This window comes from Rhodococcus (subgen. Prescottella) equi (assembly GCF_003013675.1).
GTDB lineage: Bacteria > Actinomycetota > Actinomycetes > Mycobacteriales > Mycobacteriaceae > Prescottella > Prescottella equi.
Map to the genome: position 1 here is coordinate 2,772,722 of NZ_CP027793.1, position 18,761 is coordinate 2,791,482.

Sequence of the window (18,761 nt, forward strand, 5' to 3'; positions counted from 1 at the left end):
TCGCGCGTCAACCTTGTCAACCACACCCTGCCACCAGCAAGTCAACCACGTCAACCACCGATCGGAGGTGCGTCAGCGCTTGATCAGCGTCCGCACCAGGCGCACGCTCTGCCCCAGCGACACGTCCGGCAAGTAGGCGCGGCCGATCGCATTGCCGATGCTCGGCAGGGCGACAGGGTCCGGGAAACACATGTACATCGGCTCGTACCGCGGCTGGAACTTCGACTTGAACGCCAGCAGCGACCGGAACCCGTACACCGGTTCGAGAGTCTGGCCGAGCACGTCGAGCAACGAGTCCATCGCCTCCGACAGCCCGGGCCGCACCTCGCTCGGCACGTCCGCCTGCTCGCCGTCGCGCACGGTCGCCAACGGGGCCCCGGACAGGCTCACGAACTCGGCGCCCTCCTGCTCGAGGAGCAACGCCGCCGACGCGATGAGGAACTCCATCGCCGGGCGGAAGGCCTCGGGGGTGCCGCGCCGACGCATGAAGTCCAGCGTCCATCCGACCACCCGGCCGTCCCGGTACACCGGCAGCCACGACGTCACCCCGTGCACGGTGCGCTGCTCGTCGACCGCGATGAGGCAACGCACCTCGGGGTCGTCCATTTCCTGCAGGCCGCCGAGCGTGAACCCCATCTCGGGCATGCCCTTGTCGGCCACCCATTCCTCGGAGATCGCGGTGATCTGGTCGGTGATCGCGAGCGGCGCCGTGGGGAAGCTCACCCACTCGGCGGTGATCCCCGACTTCGCCGCCTTGTTCAGTGCGGTGCGCACGTCCTGGAACTTCTTGCCGGTGAACGCGATCGAGCCGAGATCGAGGACCGTCTCCTCGGCCACCTGCACGCCCACCCAGCCCTGTGCGGTCGCCGCGTCCCGTACGTCCCCGGTCACCGAGTAGAAGCACGGCACCCAGCCGTTCGACGCCGCGAACTCCGCGAACCCGACGACGTCGTCACCCACCCGATCCGGTCGGCCCACCGGCCCGCCCGTCGTGAGCGCCACACCGCCGATCACCCGGTAGGCGACGTAGCTGTCTCCTCCGGCGCCGAACCAGTAGGAGTTGCCGCGCCACGTCGTCATCCAGGCCAGCGCACTACCCGAACCGTGCACGAGGATCTCCCGTGCCCGTTCGGCGGCGCCGGTGTCGGCGCCGTGCGCGGGCCGCAGGAACGAGGCGCCGACGAGCACGCACACCACGACCCAGAACACCACGCCGGTCCACTCGTAGAGCAGTGTCGACGCCCAGTCGTCGGGCAGCAGACGCGGGTCGAGCATCTGCAGGTACACCGGCGGCACCAGCCGCTCCGGGAAGTCCGCGAGCAGCGTCCAGGCGGTGGGGCGACGGTCGAAACCGTTGCGCGCCCACAGGCCCCCGAGTACGTACAGCACACCGAGACCCGCGATCAGCACGGCGAGTTTGCCGGCAAGCCTGCGATAGGTCTTCGACGGCGCCTGCACGTCGAACAGTTTGCGGGTCGCCAACAGCAGCACCACCAGCGCGAGCGGCGTCAGGAACGGCGTCAGTGTCCGGTACACGTTGGGGGCGTCGAGGCCGTAGAAGAGCGACTCCTCGTCGGCGACGTCGATGTAGCGGACCGCGAAGTTCAGCAGCGACAGCGCCAGCAGCAGCAACTGCGCGACGAGCGAGGCGATCCACGCGAACCGGCGGCCGCGGCGCAGCCCGTCGCACAGCACCAGCAGGAACACCGACGGCATCAGGCTGAGCAGGGTCGGGCCGAGCCCGGACAGGCGCAGGTCGAGTTCACCCCGCCGACAGTCGAGGGACGACGAGGACTCCGCGCAGATCTCGCGGACCTCGGCGGTCGTCCAGGGCACCCCGCGGAACAGGTCACGCAACACCGACAGCGGCCCGACCGCGTGCGGCGACAGCGCCGCGAGCATCGTGCCGATCGAGGTGGCGGCCACGACGATCGCGACCAGGACCCGGCCCTCGCGCCGGGTCCCGGAGATCCGCGCGCCGCGGGCGGACCGGTGGACGATCCACGGACCGATACACAGGCCCACGATCACCGCGCCGAGTCGGATCACGTCCTGCAACTGTCCGGCGAACAACACCAGCGTGATCGTGAGAGCCAGCAGGCCCACGCGGATCCGTCTGCGCCACAGCGTGTCCATCGAGGCGCTCGCCGCCATCGCGGCGCCCGCGATCCATGTCGTCGGGCCTACCGCGGTCCCGATGTGCAGCCGGAAGCCCCAGTCCGCGTCGAGCAGTTTCACCGCCGACGCGACGGCCAGGCCCACCAGCGCGCCGGCTACCTGGGTGATCAGCGCCGCGAGCGCGAAGCGCCCCGACCCCATCCGGCGCTCGAGCGGGGCGGCGACCAGGAAGACGAGCACGGTGGCGCCGAGGTAGCCGGCGAGCCCGGGCGCCCACAGACCCGCACTGAGACTGGTCCACAACCGCCAGTGCTCGACGGGACCGATCCCGACGGCGAGATGCCGGTCGACGAACTGACCGGGACCGTGGACGATGGAGTCGGTCGCGAAGCCGAGTACCCACATGACGGCGAGCAGGGTGATGCTGACCGGTGCTCCGGCAGCTCCGTAGCGGAGCAGCTCGTATGTCCGGCGCGCGTAACGGCGGAGCGTTGTCACGAGATCAGTCCCATCCTCTCGGCCAGCCAATCCATCTCCTGCCGTAGCCCCGCCGACCACACCGCGAAACTGTGGCTGCCCGGCACCTCCACGTACTGCACGTCCATGCCCGCGTCCCGCGCTGCCGCGAAAACCTTCTGGGCGCCGCCGCGATAGGCGTCGTCGCGCGTGCCCACGACGATGATCCCCGCCGTGTCCGGATAGCGTCGCGACTTCATCAGATCCAACGGATTCACCGCGACGAACGCGGCCTCGTCACCGCCGAACGCCTGGTCGACGGTCCGTCGGCGGTCGCCGAGCGTCGGTTCCTCCTGACCGGACAGGTCGAGGAACGTCGGGTACACCTCGGGATGGTTGGTCGCCAACTGCAGCGAACACGTTCCGCCGTAGGACAATCCGCCGACCGCCCAGGACCGCGGATCGGGGTCGACCTGCAGGTGCGTCTTGATCCAGGTCGGTACATCCACTGCGAGGTAGCTGGCGACCTTCCCCAGCTGCGAGTCGAGACACAGCGGGTTGGCCAGCTGCGAACCCGTGCCGTCCGGAACGACGACCACCGGGGCGAGTCCGTGGTGTTCGCGCGCGAACGCGTCCATCGTCATCGCGAGCTTGCCGCCGTTGAGCCAGTCCTCCGGGGACCCGGGTTGCCCGGCGAGCATCACCAGCACCGGCAGCAGGGGCCGCGGGTTCGCGAAGTAGGCGGGTGGCAGATAGACGACGGCGTCGCGCGCGGCGAACCCCGACGTCGCGCCGGGGATGGCCACGGTCGTGTAGCGGCCGCTGGCCGGAAGATCGGTGGGAGCCTGCGGCGCCCACGCATCCTCGAGGGGCCTACCGGTGACGACGGGGTCCGTCGGCGGAGGTACCTCGGCGAAGTCGATCCGGTCCGGGTCCGGCAGCCCCAGCGCGGTCCCCACCGTGGGATAGGCGTAGAACACCAGGTTGATCTGCACGGCGACCGCGAGCACGACGGCCCCCGCCGCGAGCACCGTGATCGGCACCCACCACTTGCGAGTGGTGAAGGCGCGCGGGAGCGCCAGCAGCGCCGCCCACAGCCCGATGCCGATCCACACGTACACCGACGTCTCGATCGGGTCGGGGAACGGCTTCGACACCTTCTCGACGATCACCCACAGCAGCAGCGTCGCGGCGACCGCTCCAACCACCGACGCGGGCAGCGCCCAGCGCAGGAACCAGCGTCGCCGACTCGCGAGCAACCAGCCGGCACCGGCGATTCCGCAGACCGCGAGGACGACCGGCAACGGCCCGGAGACCAGCGGCAGTCGATCGAGCCACCCGAACATCGGACCTCCGCGCTGTCGTTTCCCCACCGGTATACCGCCCGGCGCCGCGGTGAGACCGATACCACACCGAACTTCCCGAAGTTACTACCGCCAGTAGTAACCATTCCGGGAGGGCGGTCCGTAGAATCGGAGCATGGCTGGACTCGGCGAGCTCGAACGTGCGGTGATGGACCATCTGTGGTCGGTGACGGAGCCTCAGACTGTGCGACAGGTACACGAGGCGCTGGCGACCCGGCGCGAACTCGCGTACACCACGGTGATGACAGTGCTGCAGCGACTTGCCAAGAAGCACCTGGTGATCCAGCAGCGCGACGACCGCGCGCACCGCTACCTCCCGATGCACGGCCGCGACGAACTGGTCGCGAGCCTCATGGTCGACGCGCTGCAGCAGGCCGACGCGTCCGGTGAGCGTGCTGCCGCGCTGGTCCATTTCGTGGGCCAGGTCGGCGCCGACGAGGCGGCCGCACTGCGTGAGGCCCTCGCCGCACTCGAGGCTGCCGAAGCCGCGAAGTCCGAGCCGGTGGCTCAGGCCGGGGATCCCGTTCGTCCCACCGGGTTGCGCCCGGGCACCGGACGAGCGAGCTGAGGCCCCCGCTGCCATGATCTGTCGACGATGAACGCCACCACGGCGCTGGCCTTCGGGCTGCTCGCGCTCGCTCTCACCGGTCCCGTACCGGCGCTGCTCAGTCGCGCGCGGTGGCCGTTCCGCGCCCCTCGGGCCGCTCTCGTGCTGTGGCAGGCGATTGCGCTCGCAGCGGTGTTGTCCGCGTTCAGCTCGGGGCTCGCGATCGCGAGCCAGCTACTGGTGCCCGGCCCCGACGGCCGCCCCACGACGGAGCCGACCGCCGAGATCGACGCGCTCGGGCTCCCCCTGTGGATCCTGTACGTCGTCGTGTTCGGTCTCACCCTCCTGATCGGCGCCAAGCTGATCTTCTCGATGGTGCGGGTGGGCGTGCACACCCGCCGCCGGCGTGCCCGCCACCGCATGCTGGTCGACCTTCTCGACCGCGGCGACATCTCGACCGCACTCGGAACCTTCCCGGGCGTTCGGGTGCTCGACGCCGCGGAGCCGATCGCCTACTGCCTTCCGGGTCTCCGTCAACGGGTGGTGCTCAGCGAGGGCACGCTGAATTCGCTCAACGACGCCGAGGTCACTGCGATCCTCACCCACGAGCGTTCGCACCTGCGGGCCCGGCACGATCTGGTGCTCGAAGCATTCACCGCCGTCCACCACGCCTTCCCGCGGGTGGTGCGCTCGAAGTCCGCGCTCGGCTCGGTGCAGTTGCTCGTCGAACTCCTCGCCGACGACTCGGCCGTCAAGGTCACCGGCCCCGGCCCACTCGCCCGCGCGCTGGTCGCGTGTGCCGGCTCCACCGCGCCCCGCGGGGCGATGGCGGCCGGCGGGCCCAGCACACTGGTGCGGGTCCAGCGCCTCACCGACTCGGTCGGCGACATCCGGATCGCCGCGGCCGCGTACGTCTGCGCGGCCGCCATCCTCGTGGTACCGACCATCGCCGTCGCGGTGCCCTGGTTGGTGGAGCTCAGCCGGCTGTTCTCGGCCGCGCAACCCTGAGCCACCGAAGTAGCACTGGTCACACCTGCCGCCGCGGATCGTCCACTGCCGACGTCGTCGCGTACACTCGAATGCGGCCGCTGTCGCGGCCCGATCAACTAATTGTGCGGCACACAGCCCCATCTCTCCCGCAAGACGCGTTTCGGATGGCCAAGGTGACATGTGCCCTGGCTCGTCTCTTCGTGCGGCTGCATGACAGCCCGCTCCGCGACGCGCCCTACGTCCGGAGAGGTAATTCCGCGTGACCACTGCTGCCCAAGATTCGTCGGTACAGGAGAGCCAGGACGACATCGTCGTCCCGGCCTCCGTCGAAACCGTATCCCCCGAGGTCGACGAGTCTCCTGAAACCATCGAGACCGAAGGCGCCACCGCCGAGGTGACATTCGCCGAGATCGGCCTGCCCGAACCCGTCGTCGCCGCGCTGGCCCGCAACTCGATCACGGTGCCGTCCCCGATCCAGGCGATGGCCATCCCGGATGCCATCGCCGGCAAGAACATCCTCGGTCGCGCGCAGACCGGTTCGGGTAAGACGCTCGCGTTCGGTCTGCCCATGCTGGCACGCCTGGCTCGCCACGAGGACCGCCCGGCGCCCAAGCGTCCGCGCGCGCTGGTTCTCGTGCCGACCCGCGAACTCGCATTCCAGGTCGTCGATTCGCTCACCCCGTACGCCGGTTCGCTCGGACTCAACGTGCGCGCCGCCGTCGGCGGCACCCCGTTCACCAAGCAGGTCGACCAGCTGCGCCGCGGCGTCGACATCCTCGTTGCCACCCCCGGCCGCCTCGGCGACCACCTGCGGCAGAACACGTGCGTCCTCGGCGAGATCGAGATGACCGCGCTCGACGAGGCCGATCAGATGGCCGACATGGGCTTCCTGCCCGAGGTCCGCACGCTGCTCGCCGACACGCCGAACGACAGCCAGCGCCTGCTGTTCTCGGCGACGCTCGACAACGACGTCAAGACGCTGGTGCGGGAGTTCCTGCCCGAGCACGAATTGCATTCGACGCAGGACGGCCGCGCCTCGGTCACCACGATGGACCACTACGTGCTGCTCGTCGACCGCGGCGACAAGGACGCGGTGCTCGCCGAGATCGCCTCCCGCGAGGGCGGCCGCACGATCATGTTCGCGCGCACCAAGCTGGGCGCCGAGGGCATCACCGAGCGCCTGCGTGAGAAGGGTGTCGCGGCCGAGGCCCTGCACGGCGGCAAAGCCCAGAACCAGCGCACCCGCGTGCTCGAGCGCTTCAAGACGGGCCGCACCCCGGTACTCGTGGCCACCGACGTCGCGGCGCGCGGCATCCACGTCGACGGTATCGACCTCGTCGTGCATGTCGATCCGCCGCAGGATCACAAGGACTACCTGCACCGCGCCGGCCGCACCGCCCGCGCGGGCGAGGCGGGCGTCGTCGCGGCGATCGTGCTTCCGAACCAGCGACGCATGTTCCGCCGTCTGACGGGCATGGCCGGCGTGAACGCGACCGCCGTCCCGGTGTTCCCCGGCTCGGAGGAACTGGCGACCATCACGGGCGCGCAGGCGCCGAGCGGTGAGCCGGTGCGCGACAGCTACTTCCGCAGCGAGCGCGACAGCCGTGGCGATCGCCGTGAGCGCTCCTTCGGTGATCGCGGTCCCCGCCGCGAGGGCGGCTTCCGGGGCAACCGGGACGACCGGGGTCCGCGCCGCGACTTCGGGGACCGTGGCCCGCGCCGGGACGGCGACGGTGGTGGTTTCCGCGGCAATCGCGACGACCGTGGTCCGCGTCGCGACTTCGGGGACCGTGGCCGGGGTGAGCGCAGCTTCGGCGACCGCGACAACCGCTCGTTCGGCAACTTCGGCGACCGCGGCCCGCGCCGCGACTTCGGCGACCGGGACAACCGCGCTCCCCGCCGCGACGGCGACGGTGGCGGTTTCCGCGGTAACCGCGACGACCGCGGGCCCCGTCGTGATTTCGGCGACCGCAACCAGGGTGAGCGCGACCGCGGCCCGCGCCGCGACTTCGGCGACCGGGACAACCGCGCTCCCCGCCGCGACGGCGACGGTGGCGGTTTCCGCGGTAACCGCGACGACCGTAACGACCGTGGCCCGCGTCGGGACTTCGGCGACCGGGACAACCGCTCGTTCGGCAACCGCGACGACCGCGGTCCGCGCCGCGATTCCGGCGACCGTCGCAGCGAGGGCGGCTTCCGCGGAAACGATTCTCGTGGAGGCGATTCGCGCAGCAACGGGTTCCGCGGCGACCGCGACAACCGTTCCTTCGGCAACCGCGACGACCGCGGCCCCCGCCGGGACTTCGACAACCGTGGCCCCCGCCGGGACGGCGACGGTGGCGGTTTCCGCGGGAACCGCGACGACCGTAACGACCGCGGCCCGCGTCGGGACTTCGGCGACCGGGACAACCGGTCGTTCGGCGACCGACGCAACTCCTCGGGTCCGTCCGAGCAGCGCAGCAACGGTTTCCGTAGCCGCACCGAGCGTCGCAGCTACGACGGCTTCGACGGTCCGCACCGCAACCGCAACGCATAGTGCACGGGTCGAGGTGATCGACCGCCCGTGAACCACATTCGGCCCCGGCCGCCCTACGCAGGGCATCCGGGGCCGAATGCGTGTCCGGTGTCACGCCCCGAACAGCGGGGCCGGTTCGCGTCACGGTGGGGTCTCGGGGGAAGCTGTAACCATGACCTCAGAGACTTCTGCCAGCACCGAGGCTGCCCGCGCCCAGATCGGCGTCACCGGGCTCGCCGTCATGGGATCCAACATCGCCCGCAACTTCGCCCGCCACGGACACACGGTGGCCCTGCACAACCGCAGCATCGCGAAGACTGACGCGCTTCTGGCCGAGCACGGCGACGAGGGCGACTTCGTCCGCACCGAGACCATCGAGGAGTTCGTCGGCGCGCTGCAGAAGCCGCGACGCGTGCTGATCATGGTCAAGGCGGGCGACGCGACCGACGCGGTCATCGAGGAGCTCGCCGGCGCGATGGAGCCCGGCGACATCATCATCGACGGTGGCAACGCGCTGTACACCGACACCATCCGCCGCGAGGCGGCGCTGCGTGAGCGCGGACTGCACTTCGTCGGCGCCGGCATCTCCGGTGGCGAGGAGGGCGCCCTCAACGGCCCGTCGATCATGCCGGGTGGGCCCAAGGAGTCGTACGCGGCGCTCGGCCCGCTGCTCGAGTCGATCTCGGCGCACGTCGACGGCACCCCGTGCTGCACGCACATCGGCCCGGACGGCTCCGGTCACTTCGTGAAGATGGTGCACAACGGCATCGAGTACGCCGACATGCAGCTCATCGGCGAGGCCTACAACCTGTTCCGTGACGCGCTCGGCTTCGACGCCGAGCAGGTCGCCGACGTGTTCACCGAGTGGAACGGCGGCGATCTCGAGAGCTACCTGGTGGAGATCACCGCCGAGGTGCTGCGCCAGAAGGACGCCAAGACCGGCAAGGCGCTCGTCGACGTGATCGTCGACGCCGCCGAGCAGAAGGGCACCGGCCGCTGGACGGTCAAGTCCGCACTTGATCTGGGTGTGCCGGTCACCGGCATCGCCGAGGCCGTCTTCGCCCGTGCGCTGTCCGGGTCGCGCGAGCAGCGCAAGGCCGCGCAGGGACTGGCGTCCGGTGAGCTGGGCGCCAAGCCGACCGATGTCGCGCAGTTCACCGAGGACATCCGCCGCGCGCTGTACGCGTCGAAGATCGTCGCGTACGCGCAGGGCTTCGACCAGATCCGTGCCGGCAGCGACGAGTACGGCTGGGACCTGACGCCCGGCGACATGGCCACGATCTGGCGCGGTGGCTGCATCATCCGCGCCCGCTTCCTCAACCGGATCAAGGAGGCGTACGACACCAATCCGGAGCTGACGTCGCTGATCGTCGAGCCCTATTTCCGTGAGGCCATCGAGAACGCGATCGACAGCTGGCGTCGGGTCGTCGTCACGGCGACCACGCTGGGGATCCCGGTGCCGGCGTTCGCGTCGTCGCTGTCGTACTACGACGGTCTGCGCGCCGAGCGTCTGCCGGCCGCACTGACCCAGGGCCAGCGCGACTTCTTCGGCGCCCACACGTACGAGCGCGTCGACATGCCGGGCAAGTTCCACACCCTCTGGAGCGGCGACCGCTCCGAGATCGAGGCCTGAGCAGCCCTGCCTACTGACGGATCGGGGCGGACGCTGCGGCGTCCGCCCCGATCCGTCTGTGACGACTAGCCCTGGTGGAGCCGGCGGTGCAGCAGATGCACGTCGTCGACCAGTTCCGGGATCGGTCCGACGACGGTCACCCCGGGCGCGATGTCCTGGATCGGCAGCGGACGGACGGGTGCCGGCGGCACTCCCATCTCATCGAGCCACGACACCAGTTGCGCGGTGGAGGCGACGTAGACGATGCGGCCCAGGCCCACCCAGGCGTGCGCGGCCGCGCACATCGGGCAGTGCTCCCCCGACGTGTACACCGTCGCGCCGGCCCGTTCCTCGGCGCTCAGGTTCTCGGCGGCCCAACGGGCCAGTTCGAACTCGGGATGCCGCGTGCTGTCGCCGTCGGCGATGCGGTTGCGATCCTCCGCCACCGCGGTGCCGTCGGCGGTCGCGAGCACCGACCCGAACGGCTCGTCACCGGCCAGCAGCGCCTCCGCCGCGAGCTCGACGCAGCGCTGCAGATGCCGGAACTCGACCTCGCTGACCAGTTCGGAACTTCCCGTTTCGGACACCAGTACCTCCTCTTTCGCACGGAACCGCGATTGTGCCACCCCGCGGTAGCCTGTGACTTCACGACCGGAAGGCCCGCGCCACCCATGTCCGACCGTCCCCTCCCCACCTTCGCGCAGCTCGGTCTGCCCCCGATACTGGTGCACGCCCTCGGCCGCGCGGGTGTTTCGGCGCCGTTCCCGATCCAGGCTGCCACCATTCCCGACATCCTCGCCGGACGTGACGTTCTCGGTCGCGGCCCCACCGGGTCGGGCAAGACCCTGGCGTTCGGTCTGCCGCTGCTGGTGCGCCTCAAGGGCGGGGCGAGTCGGCCGTCGCGTCCGCGCGCGGTGGTCCTGGCCCCCACCCGCGAGCTGGCCGCACAGATCGAGAAGGCGCTGGACGAACCGGCTCTCGCGCTGGGTCTACGGACGGCCACGATCGTCGGCGGCGTTCCGTTCAAGGCGCAGGCTGTCAAGCTCTCACGCACCGTCGACGTCGTGATCGCGACACCGGGCCGGCTCGCCGACCACGTGTCCCAGGGGACGATCGCGCTCGACGACGTCCGCATCACCACCGTCGACGAGGCCGACCACATGGCCGAGCTGGGGTTCCTGCCGCAGGTCACCGAGATCCTGGACCGCACCCCGGAAACCGCGCAGCGGCTGCTGTTCTCGGCGACCCTCGACGGCGAGGTGGACACGCTCGTCGCGCGCTACCTGCACGACCCGGTCACGCACGCGACCGCGGAGGCCGTCGCCGCCGTCGACTCGATGGAGCACCACGTGCTGCACGTGCCGCGAGAGATCAAGTACCCCACCGTCGCCCGCATCGCGGCCCGCGAGGGCCGGACGCTGCTGTTCGTCCGAACCAAGGCGGGCGTGGACCGCCTCACCGACGAGTTGCGGGCGGTCGGGATCGCGGCGGGCGGCCTGCACGGCGACAAGCCGCAGGGCCACCGCACCCGGGTGCTCGCCGAGTTCGCCGGCGGGACCCTGCCGGTGCTGGTGGCGACCGATGTCGCAGCGCGGGGCATCCACGTCGACGACGTCTCGCTCGTCGTGCACGTCGACCCGCCCACCGAACCCAAGGCGTACCTGCACCGCGCGGGCCGCACCGCCCGCGCCGGGGAGTCGGGTGTCGTGGTGACGGTGGTGACCGAGGAGGAGCGCGGTCCCGCCGCGAAGGTGATGCGTGCCGCCGGGGTGGACGTCGACCCACTCACCGTGGGCGGACGCGACCGCCGCTGGGAGGCGGTGACCGGCGCCCGCGAGCCCAGCGGAACCCCGGTGCCCGAGCCCGAGACCGCATCCGCGCCACCGAAGAAGGAGGCCCCCGCGGACCGGCGGGGCCCGGGTCCGCAGCGCGGCTTCCGCGGACGCGGCGGGCCACGCCGCGACGGGACCGGCCGTCCCGAGTCCGGGCAGAGCCGCCGTCGGCGCGGCGGGAGCTGACCGATGTCCGGGCTGCCCGCCGCCTCGATCCTGTGCGCGCTCATCGCCGCGTTCCTGTTCGCGTGCGCGTCGGTGGCCCAGCAGACCGCGGCGGCGCAGGTTCCCGAGGACCGATCGCTCATCGCGGCTCTGGTGCGCAGCCCACGCTGGTGGGCGGGCATCGTCGGGGACGGCGGAGGCTACCTGTTCCAGGTGATCGCGCTCGCACTCGGCTCGGTGCTGGTGGTGCAGCCACTGCTGGTGTCGATGCTGCTGTTCGCGCTCCCGCTGTCGGCAAAGTTCTCCGGGCACCGGCTCACCCGACGTTCGTGGGCGCTGGCGATCGCACTGACGGCCGCGCTCGCGGTGTTCCTCGTCGTCGGCAATCCCACGGAGGGCGGCACCGACGCACCGTGGGCGCAGTGGTCGGTGCCGCTGATCACGGTGGTGGTGCTCGTCGCCGGCGCGACCGCGCTCGGGTTGTCGCCGCGGATGGATCCGGGGTGGCGGGCGCTGCTGCTCGGCACGGCGAGCGGCGCGCTGTACGGAGTCGCGGTGGCCTTCACCAAGTACGTCACCGACCTTCTCGAGCACGGGGTAGGACACCTGCTCGGCGCGTGGCAGACCTACGCCCTGCTCGCCGCCGGGATCGTCGGCGTGTACCTCCAGCAGCGCGCGTTCCAGGTGGGGCCGCTGTCGGCATCGCTGCCCGCCATGACGATCGGCGAGCCGGTGGTCGCGATCTTCCTCGGCATGACCGTGCTCGACGAGCGCCTGCAGGTCTCCGGGATCGGTCTGGCCGTCGTCGCCGCGGCGATCGTCGTGATGCTGGCGACCACGATCGCGCTCTCGCGCGACCAGGCCACGCTGCAACCAGAGGCGGAGTCCGTCGCGAACTGAAGGGGAATGCCTGCCCGCCGCCCGGACGTTGAGATCATGAGAAGTGTAACTTTCAACTATCTTTCTCCTGGAGGCACCGTGAGCACCCCCGCCCGCACGGCACAGGTCTTTCGTCTCGGCACCCCGTGGCCCGCGCTGGACCCGTTCCTGTTCGCCGTGCACCACGTCGACCACTACCCGCAGGGGACCGCGGATCTCACTCCCGCCGTCGACGTCTCCGACCGCCCGCTCGGCCAGGACTTCGGCAACCCGTCGGGCTGGAACATGTACCACGGCACCACGGTCCCCGGATTCCCCGCACACCCGCACCGCGGCTTCGAGACGATCACCGTCGTCCGGCGCGGTTTCGTCGACCACGCCGACTCCACCGGCGCGTCCGCCCGCTACGGCGGTGGCGACGTGCAATGGGTGACCGCCGGCGGCGGCGTCAGCCACTCCGAGATGTTTCCGCTGCTGAATCAGGACGGCGACAACGACTTCGAGCTGTACCAGATCTGGCTGAACCTGCCTGCGCGCGACAAGTCCGCACCGGCCGAGTTCACGATGCAGTGGAACGAGGACATCCCCGACGTGGCCCTCGACGGTGCGCGGGTGCGGGTGATCGCGGGACGCTTCGCGGGCGAGGATGCGCCGGCGCCGCCGGCCAACTCGTGGGCGTCCGACGTCACCTCGGACGTCGCGATCTGGCTCGTGGACCTCGAGCCCGGCGCCGTCGTCGAGCTGCCCGCGGCCACGTCGCCGGATGCGCGCCGGGTGCTCTACGTCCACGGCGACGGAGCCCGCGTCCATGTCGACGGCACCGACGTCGAGTCCGGCTGGGGGTACGCCCCCGACGACGGCGCCGCGCTCACCGTGCGCGCCGAGACGGCGGCCACCGTGCTGGTGCTGCAGGGCGTCCCGATCGGCGAGCCCGTCGCGGCCCGCGGCCCGTTCGTGATGAACACCGAACGCGAGATCCTCGAGGCGTACGACGACTACCGGCGCACCGGCTTCGGAGGCTGGCCGTGGCCGGACGACGCGCCTGTGCACGACCGGGACGCCGGCCGCTTCGCCCGCTACGGCGACGGGCGGGTCGAACGCCCGGATCCGGCACACGCCGGATAGCGGGCGCACTCCCCGTCCGGGCAGTACGCTCGGCGACTGTGCAGTTCCTCGAAGGGCAGCGCCCGCCGTACGACCTCACCTACGACGACGTGTTCCTGGTCCCGAACCGGACCGACGTGGCGTCACGCTTCGACGTGAACCTGGCGACGTCGGACGGGTCGGGCACCACGATCCCGATCGTCGTCGCCAACATGACCGCCGTCGCGGGCCGTCGGATGGCCGAGACCGTCGCCCGGCGCGGCGGGCTCGTCGTCATCCCGCAGGACGTTCCGTCGTCCGCGGTCGCCGAAACCGTCGAGTTCGTCAAGAGCCGGCACCTGGTCGCGGACACCCCGATCACCCTCGACCCCGAGGACGCCGTCTCCGACGCACTGACCCTGCTGCACAAGCGGGCGCACCGCGCGGCGGTCGTCGTCGACGGCGGCAAGCCGATCGGGGTGCTCACCGAGTCGTCGTGCGCGGACGTCGACCGGTTCACCCGCGTCGGCGCGGTGGCGGTGCGTGACTTCGCGACCGCTCCGGTCACCGCGACCCCGCGCGAGGTGTTCGGGCTGCTCGAGTCGCGGCACGATCCGCTCGCGGTGATCGTCGACGACGACGGCATGCTGGCCGGTGTCCTCACCCGTACCGGTGCGATCCGGGCCGGCATCTACTCCCCCGCCGTCGACGAGCGGGGCCGGCTGCGGATCGCGGCGGCCGTCGGGGTCAACGGGGACGTGGCCGCGAAGGCGAAGGCCCTCGCCGACGCCGGCGCCGACCTGCTGGTGCTCGACACCGCGCACGGCCACCAGCAGCGAATGCTCGACGCCCTGCGTGCGGTCGCCGCGCTCGGCCTCGGGGTACCGCTCGTGGCGGGCAACGTGGTCTCGGCGCGCGGCACCCGGGATCTGATCGACGCGGGAGCGAACATCGTCAAGGTCGGCGTCGGCCCGGGCGCGATGTGCACTACCCGCATGATGACCGGCGTCGGCCGGCCCCAGTTCTCCGCCGTCGCCGAGTGCGCGGCCGCGGCGCGCGAACTGGGCGCGCACGTGTGGGCGGACGGGGGTGTGCGGCACCCGCGTGACGTGGCGCTCGCGCTCGCAGCCGGAGCGTCGAACGTGATGGTCGGGTCGTGGTTCGCCGGCACCTACGAGTCGCCGGGCGAGCTCCGGATCGACCGGGACGGCAATCGCTACAAGGAGAGCTTCGGGATGGCGTCGAAGCGCGCCGTCGCGGCCCGCACGGTCGAGGATTCCGCTTTCGACCGCGCCCGCAAGGGCCTTTTCGAGGAGGGCATCTCGAGTTCCCGGATGCGCCTCGACCCCCACCGTCCCGGCGTCGAGGATCTACTCGACCACATCTGCTCGGGTGTCCGCAGCACCTGCACGTATGCGGGTGCTCGCACGCTCGACGAACTGCACGAGAAGGCCGTGCTGGGAGTGCAGTCGGCGGCCGGGTTCGCCGAGGGCCGTCCCCTGCCGTCCGGGTGGTGACCCAGCACTGAGCGGGATGTCTGTTTCATCCCGTTCGATTCGCGCCCGATATAGTGGTGGCTTCGTTTCCTGAAATATCGTCGGCGCTGCTTCGGTTGAAACCGACGACATGTGCCGCCCGACAGAGAGGACGCCGGTGCCCGAGGCACCCATACACACGCCCCCCGACGCACAGCCCGTCGCGACCGCTTCGGGCCCGGACGCCGAGTCCGAGGGCTCCTCTAGCGAGCCGGGTGACAAACCCGGCGCCCCCAGCAACTCCCCCTCCCCGGGTCGGGTGGTGCTGACGTGAACGTCGCACTGACCGTCCTCAGCCTGGTCGGCTTCATCGCCTTGACCGCAGGCACCGCCCTCTTCGTGGCGGCCGAATTCTCCCTGACCGCGCTCGAGCGCAGCACCGTCGACGCCCACGCGCGCGGCGGCGATCGGCGCGCCCGGCAGGTCCAGCACGCGCATCGCACGCTGTCGTTCCAGCTGTCCGGCGCCCAGTTGGGCATCACCATCACGACACTGATCACCGGTTACCTGGCCGAGCCCGTGCTCGCGCGGTTCATCACCCCGCTGCTCACCGGCGTCGGGCTGTCCGATGCCACGGCCGGCGGCATCTCGCTGGCCCTCGCGCTGATCATCGCGACGTCGTTCTCGATGATCTTCGGAGAGCTGGTGCCCAAGAACCTGGCGATTTCGAGGCCGCTGCCGACCGCCCGCGCCACCGCGGGGCTGCAGGCCGGCTTCTCGCTGATCTTCAAGTGGGCGATCAACGGGCTCAACGGCACCGCCAACTGGGTGGTCCGCCGTCTCGGCATCGAGCCCGCCGAGGAACTGCGATCGGCCCGGTCGCCACAGGAACTCGGCTCCCTCGTCCGCACCTCCGCCGAGCGCGGATCGCTCGACGCCGGCACCGCGCTGCTGGTGAACCGATCGCTGCGCTTCGGCGAACTGAGCGCCGAGGAGTTGATGACACCCCGCGTGAAGATCGAGACACTCGATACCGACGCCACGGTGACCGATCTGCTCGAGGCCGCCTCGCGCACCGGATTCTCGCGATTCCCGGTCGTCGACGGCGATCTGGACAACACGATCGGTGTCGTTCACATCAAGCACGCGTTCACCGTGCCCGCGGCCCGCCGTTCCACCACCCGGCTGGATTCGCTCGCGCAGGCCGTACCGGTGGTGCCGTCGACGCTCGACGGCGACGCGGTGATGGAACAGGTCCGCGCGGACGGCATGCAGGTCGCCCTCGTCGTCGACGAGTACGGCGGCACCGCCGGCGTCGTGACGATGGAGGACCTCATCGAGGAGATCCTCGGGGACGTCCGCGACGAGCACGACGAACCCGAGATCGACGTCCAGCGGGTGGGCCACAGCTGGGCCTGCTCCGGACTGCTGCGCACCGACGAGGTCAGCCGTGCCACCGGCTACCTCGCTCCCGAGGGCGAGTACGACACGCTCGGCGGCCTGGTGCTCACGTCGCTCGGCCGCATCCCGGTCGAGGGCGACGAGGTGGCACTGCCGGACGCGAACGGCCTGCCCGCCGGCCCCGACGGCCGCGGCTGGATCGCCCGGGTCCTGACGATGGACGGTCGCCGCATCGACCGGGTGTTGCTCACCCCGGTGCCGGCGATCGAGCCGGCGCGGGAGGTGACGCACCATGGGTGACCTGTTCGGTGTTCTGCTCACCGTCGTCCTGCTGGCCGGCAACGCGTTCTTCGTGGGCGCCGAGTTCGCGCTCATCACCGCCCGCAGGGACCGGCTCGACGCGCTGCACGCGCAGGGCAAGAAGCGTGCGGCCACCGTCATCAAGGCCGGCGAGAACCTGTCGCTGATGCTCGCCGGGGCCCAGTTGGGCATCACGATCTGCTCGATCCTGCTCGGTAAGGTCGGCGAACCCGCCATCGCGCACCTCATCGAGGCCCCGATGGACGCGCTCGGCGTACCCGACGCCCTGCTCCACCCGATCGCGTTCACGATCGCGCTGGGTCTGGTCGTCGTGTTGCACATCCTGCTCGGCGAGATGGTCCCCAAGAACATCGCGATCGCCGGACCGGAGAAGACCGCGATGCTGCTGGTGCCCGCGCACCTGGCGTTCATCAAGCTCGCCAGGCCGCTCATCGCGTTCTACAACATCAGCGCCAACGGCATCCTGAAGATGCTGCGCGTGGAACCGAAGGACGAGCTCGACGCCACGGTGTCCACGATGGAGCTGTCCGAGATGATCGGCGAATCCCACACCGAGGGCCTGATCGACGAGGAGGAGCACCGCCGGCTGACGCAGGCGCTCGAGACCGAGGGCCGCACCGTCGCCGACGTCATGATCCCGTCGGCCAAGATGCGCACCGTCCCCTTCCGGGACGGCGGCACCACGCTGGGAGCGGTGGAGGAAGCGGTCGTGCAGACCGGCTACTCGCGCTACCCGGTGCGCGGCGCCGACGGTGCCCTGATCGGCTACCTGCACCTCAAGGACGTGCTCGATCGAATCGCCGACGAGGCCGCCGGACCCGAGACGGTGATCCCGCGCTCGGACATCCGCCGGCTGCCGCTGATCTCGGTGACGCTGCCGCTCGACGACGCGCTCGCCCGGCTGCGCCGCACCAACTCGCACCTCGGTGCGGTGGTCGACGCGTCGGGTGCGGTGATCGGTATCGTCGCGCTCGAGGATCTGGTCGAGGAGTTCGTCGGCACGGTGCGGGACGGCACCCACCGGATCGTCGACGTCGTACCCGGTCAGAAGGCGGTCTGAGAGTAGTGAGTTCGGCAGTTCTGCCGGAAGAGGTGTGGACTGCCCGGCGGGACCGCCACCGAGAGGTGGTGGCGGATCTCGTCGGGCCGCACCTGCAGCGCAAGGCCGCGGGCGTCAAGCATCCCGTGCACGACTTCCTGTTCACCTACTACAGCGTCAAACCGAACCAACTGCGCCGCTGGCATCCCGGGTACGGCACCGCCCTCGCCGGGCCGTCGGCGCGCGACTACCTCATCTACGCCGGCTACGAAACCGCCGACGATCTGGTGGCCCTGTCCCCCGACGTCCTGGCACGGCGTCGCGAGACGGTCGAATTCGTCGCCGAGCTGCTGTCCGCCACCGCCGCCCGGCGCCCCCAGCTGAGCTGCTTCGGTCTGCACGAGTGGGCGATGGTGTACCGCGGCGGCGAGGAAGCGGTGCGGCACGCGCAGGTCCCGCTGCGACTGGGGCACGCCGGCACCGACGAAGTGGTCGAGTCGATGCAACTGCGCTGCACGCACTTCGACGCGTTCCGCTTCTTCACCCCCGACGCGGTCCCCCGCAACGAGGCAGCGCTCACGCGGGACACGCAGGTCGGCCGGGAACAGCCCGGCTGCCTGCACGCGGGCATGGACCTGTACAAGTGGGCGACCAAGCTCGGGCCGCTCGTCGAATCCGAACTCGTCATCGACTGTTTCCGTTTGGCAACGGACGCGCGGGCGTTGGACATGAAGGCCAGCCCCTACGACCTGACCGAGTACGGGTACGAACCCGTCCGCATCGAGACCCCCCAGGGGCGCGCCGACTACGTCCGCGAGCAGGTGTCGCTGGCGGAACGGGCCGCGCGACTGCGGACGCACCTGGTCGAACGGTGCCGGGCACTGCTGGTCACGGCGCACAGTTAGCCATATCCAGCCGTCACGGCCGATGCCGCAGCAGCGCATCGCCGACTACACCGGCACCG

General features: G+C 70.8%; 14 protein-coding genes. 11 read left to right on the top strand and 3 right to left on the bottom strand.

The annotated features are described in order from the left end of the window. Positions 1-72 precede the first annotated feature (72 nt). A complete protein-coding gene (locus tag C7H75_RS12990; RefSeq protein ID WP_106851433.1) occupies positions 73-2,616 on the bottom strand; it encodes an MprF family protein in 2,544 nt (847 codons plus the stop codon). Next, entirely contained in the window at positions 2,613-3,920 is a 1,308-nt protein-coding gene (locus C7H75_RS12995; protein ID WP_106851434.1) for an alpha/beta hydrolase, read from the bottom strand. Before C7H75_RS12995 ends, C7H75_RS12990 begins: the two co-directional genes overlap by 4 nt. 133 nt (positions 3,921-4,053) lie before the next feature. Here C7H75_RS12995 and C7H75_RS13000 point away from each other — a divergent pair, with 133 nt between their 5' ends. The 4 genes from C7H75_RS13000 to gnd all read left to right on the top strand — a co-directional run bounded on the left by C7H75_RS13000 (position 4,054) and on the right by gnd (position 9,623). Next, complete coding sequence (locus C7H75_RS13000; RefSeq protein ID WP_106851435.1) at positions 4,054-4,506, top strand: BlaI/MecI/CopY family transcriptional regulator; 453 nt, start codon at positions 4,054-4,056, stop codon at positions 4,504-4,506. A gap of 27 nt (positions 4,507-4,533) precedes the next feature. Further along, positions 4,534-5,493, top strand: a complete 960-nt coding sequence (locus C7H75_RS13005) for a M56 family metallopeptidase (RefSeq protein WP_064058855.1) — start codon at positions 4,534-4,536, stop codon at positions 5,491-5,493. Positions 5,494-5,782: 289 nt separating this feature from the next. After that, on the top strand, positions 5,783-8,011 hold the full coding sequence (locus C7H75_RS13010) for a DEAD/DEAH box helicase (RefSeq protein WP_394342309.1): 2,229 nt from the start codon (positions 5,783-5,785) through the stop codon (positions 8,009-8,011). 151 nt (positions 8,012-8,162) lie between these two features. Then, complete coding sequence (gene gnd / locus C7H75_RS13015) at positions 8,163-9,623, top strand: NADP-dependent phosphogluconate dehydrogenase (RefSeq protein ID WP_106851437.1); 1,461 nt, start codon at positions 8,163-8,165, stop codon at positions 9,621-9,623. A 65-nt stretch (positions 9,624-9,688) separates the two neighbouring features. On the opposite strand, the gene C7H75_RS13020 is transcribed toward gnd, so the two are convergent. Then, entirely contained in the window at positions 9,689-10,189 is a 501-nt protein-coding gene (locus tag C7H75_RS13020) for a nucleoside deaminase (RefSeq protein WP_013416098.1), read from the bottom strand. An 84-nt stretch (positions 10,190-10,273) separates the two neighbouring features. On the opposite strand from C7H75_RS13020, the gene C7H75_RS13025 reads away from it, so the two are divergent. The 7 genes from C7H75_RS13025 (at position 10,274) to C7H75_RS13055 (ending at position 18,702) form a co-directional block, all read left to right on the top strand. Next, positions 10,274-11,620 carry a DEAD/DEAH box helicase gene (locus tag C7H75_RS13025; RefSeq protein WP_064058857.1) on the top strand — a complete coding sequence of 449 codons (1,347 nt, stop codon included), beginning with the start codon at positions 10,274-10,276 and terminating at the stop codon, positions 11,618-11,620. A 3-nt stretch (positions 11,621-11,623) separates the two neighbouring features. After that, positions 11,624-12,499: a DMT family transporter gene (locus C7H75_RS13030; protein ID WP_081206085.1), complete on the top strand. Its 876-nt coding sequence runs from the start codon at positions 11,624-11,626 to the stop codon at positions 12,497-12,499. 78 nt (positions 12,500-12,577) lie between these two features. Further along, the gene (locus C7H75_RS13035) at positions 12,578-13,603 is read left to right on the top strand and encodes a pirin family protein (protein WP_106851438.1); all 1,026 of its coding nucleotides are present in this window, start codon (positions 12,578-12,580) and stop codon (positions 13,601-13,603) included. Positions 13,604-13,641: 38 nt separating this feature from the next. Continuing rightward, positions 13,642-15,078 carry a GuaB1 family IMP dehydrogenase-related protein gene (locus C7H75_RS13040; RefSeq protein ID WP_005513104.1) on the top strand — a complete coding sequence of 479 codons (1,437 nt, stop codon included), beginning with the start codon at positions 13,642-13,644 and terminating at the stop codon, positions 15,076-15,078. Positions 15,079-15,366: 288 nt separating this feature from the next. Continuing rightward, on the top strand, positions 15,367-16,737 hold the full coding sequence (locus C7H75_RS13045; protein ID WP_005513103.1) for a hemolysin family protein: 1,371 nt from the start codon (positions 15,367-15,369) through the stop codon (positions 16,735-16,737). Continuing rightward, positions 16,730-17,818, top strand: a complete 1,089-nt coding sequence (locus C7H75_RS13050) for a hemolysin family protein (protein ID WP_022596082.1) — start codon at positions 16,730-16,732, stop codon at positions 17,816-17,818. The genes C7H75_RS13045 and C7H75_RS13050 overlap by 8 nt, the downstream gene beginning before the upstream one ends. Positions 17,819-17,823: 5 nt before the next feature. Continuing rightward, positions 17,824-18,702 carry a 3-methyladenine DNA glycosylase gene (locus tag C7H75_RS13055; RefSeq protein WP_106851439.1) on the top strand — a complete coding sequence of 293 codons (879 nt, stop codon included), beginning with the start codon at positions 17,824-17,826 and terminating at the stop codon, positions 18,700-18,702. Positions 18,703-18,761: the final 59 nt, after the last annotated feature.

Excerpts from the sequence above, each read along its gene's own strand:
- C7H75_RS12995 (WP_106851434.1), bottom strand. The coding sequence starts at position 3,920 with ATGTTCGGGTGGCTCGATCGACTGCCGCTGGTCTCCGGGCCGTTGCCG.
- C7H75_RS13000 (WP_106851435.1), top strand. The coding sequence starts at position 4,054 with ATGGCTGGACTCGGCGAGCTCGAACGTGCGGTGATGGACCATCTGTGG.
- C7H75_RS13005 (WP_064058855.1), top strand. The coding sequence starts at position 4,534 with ATGAACGCCACCACGGCGCTGGCCTTCGGGCTGCTCGCGCTCGCTCTC.
- gnd (WP_106851437.1), top strand. The coding sequence starts at position 8,163 with ATGACCTCAGAGACTTCTGCCAGCACCGAGGCTGCCCGCGCCCAGATC.
- C7H75_RS13025 (WP_064058857.1), top strand. The coding sequence starts at position 10,274 with ATGTCCGACCGTCCCCTCCCCACCTTCGCGCAGCTCGGTCTGCCCCCG.
- C7H75_RS13030 (WP_081206085.1), top strand. The coding sequence starts at position 11,624 with ATGTCCGGGCTGCCCGCCGCCTCGATCCTGTGCGCGCTCATCGCCGCG.
- C7H75_RS13050 (WP_022596082.1), top strand. The coding sequence starts at position 16,730 with ATGGGTGACCTGTTCGGTGTTCTGCTCACCGTCGTCCTGCTGGCCGGC.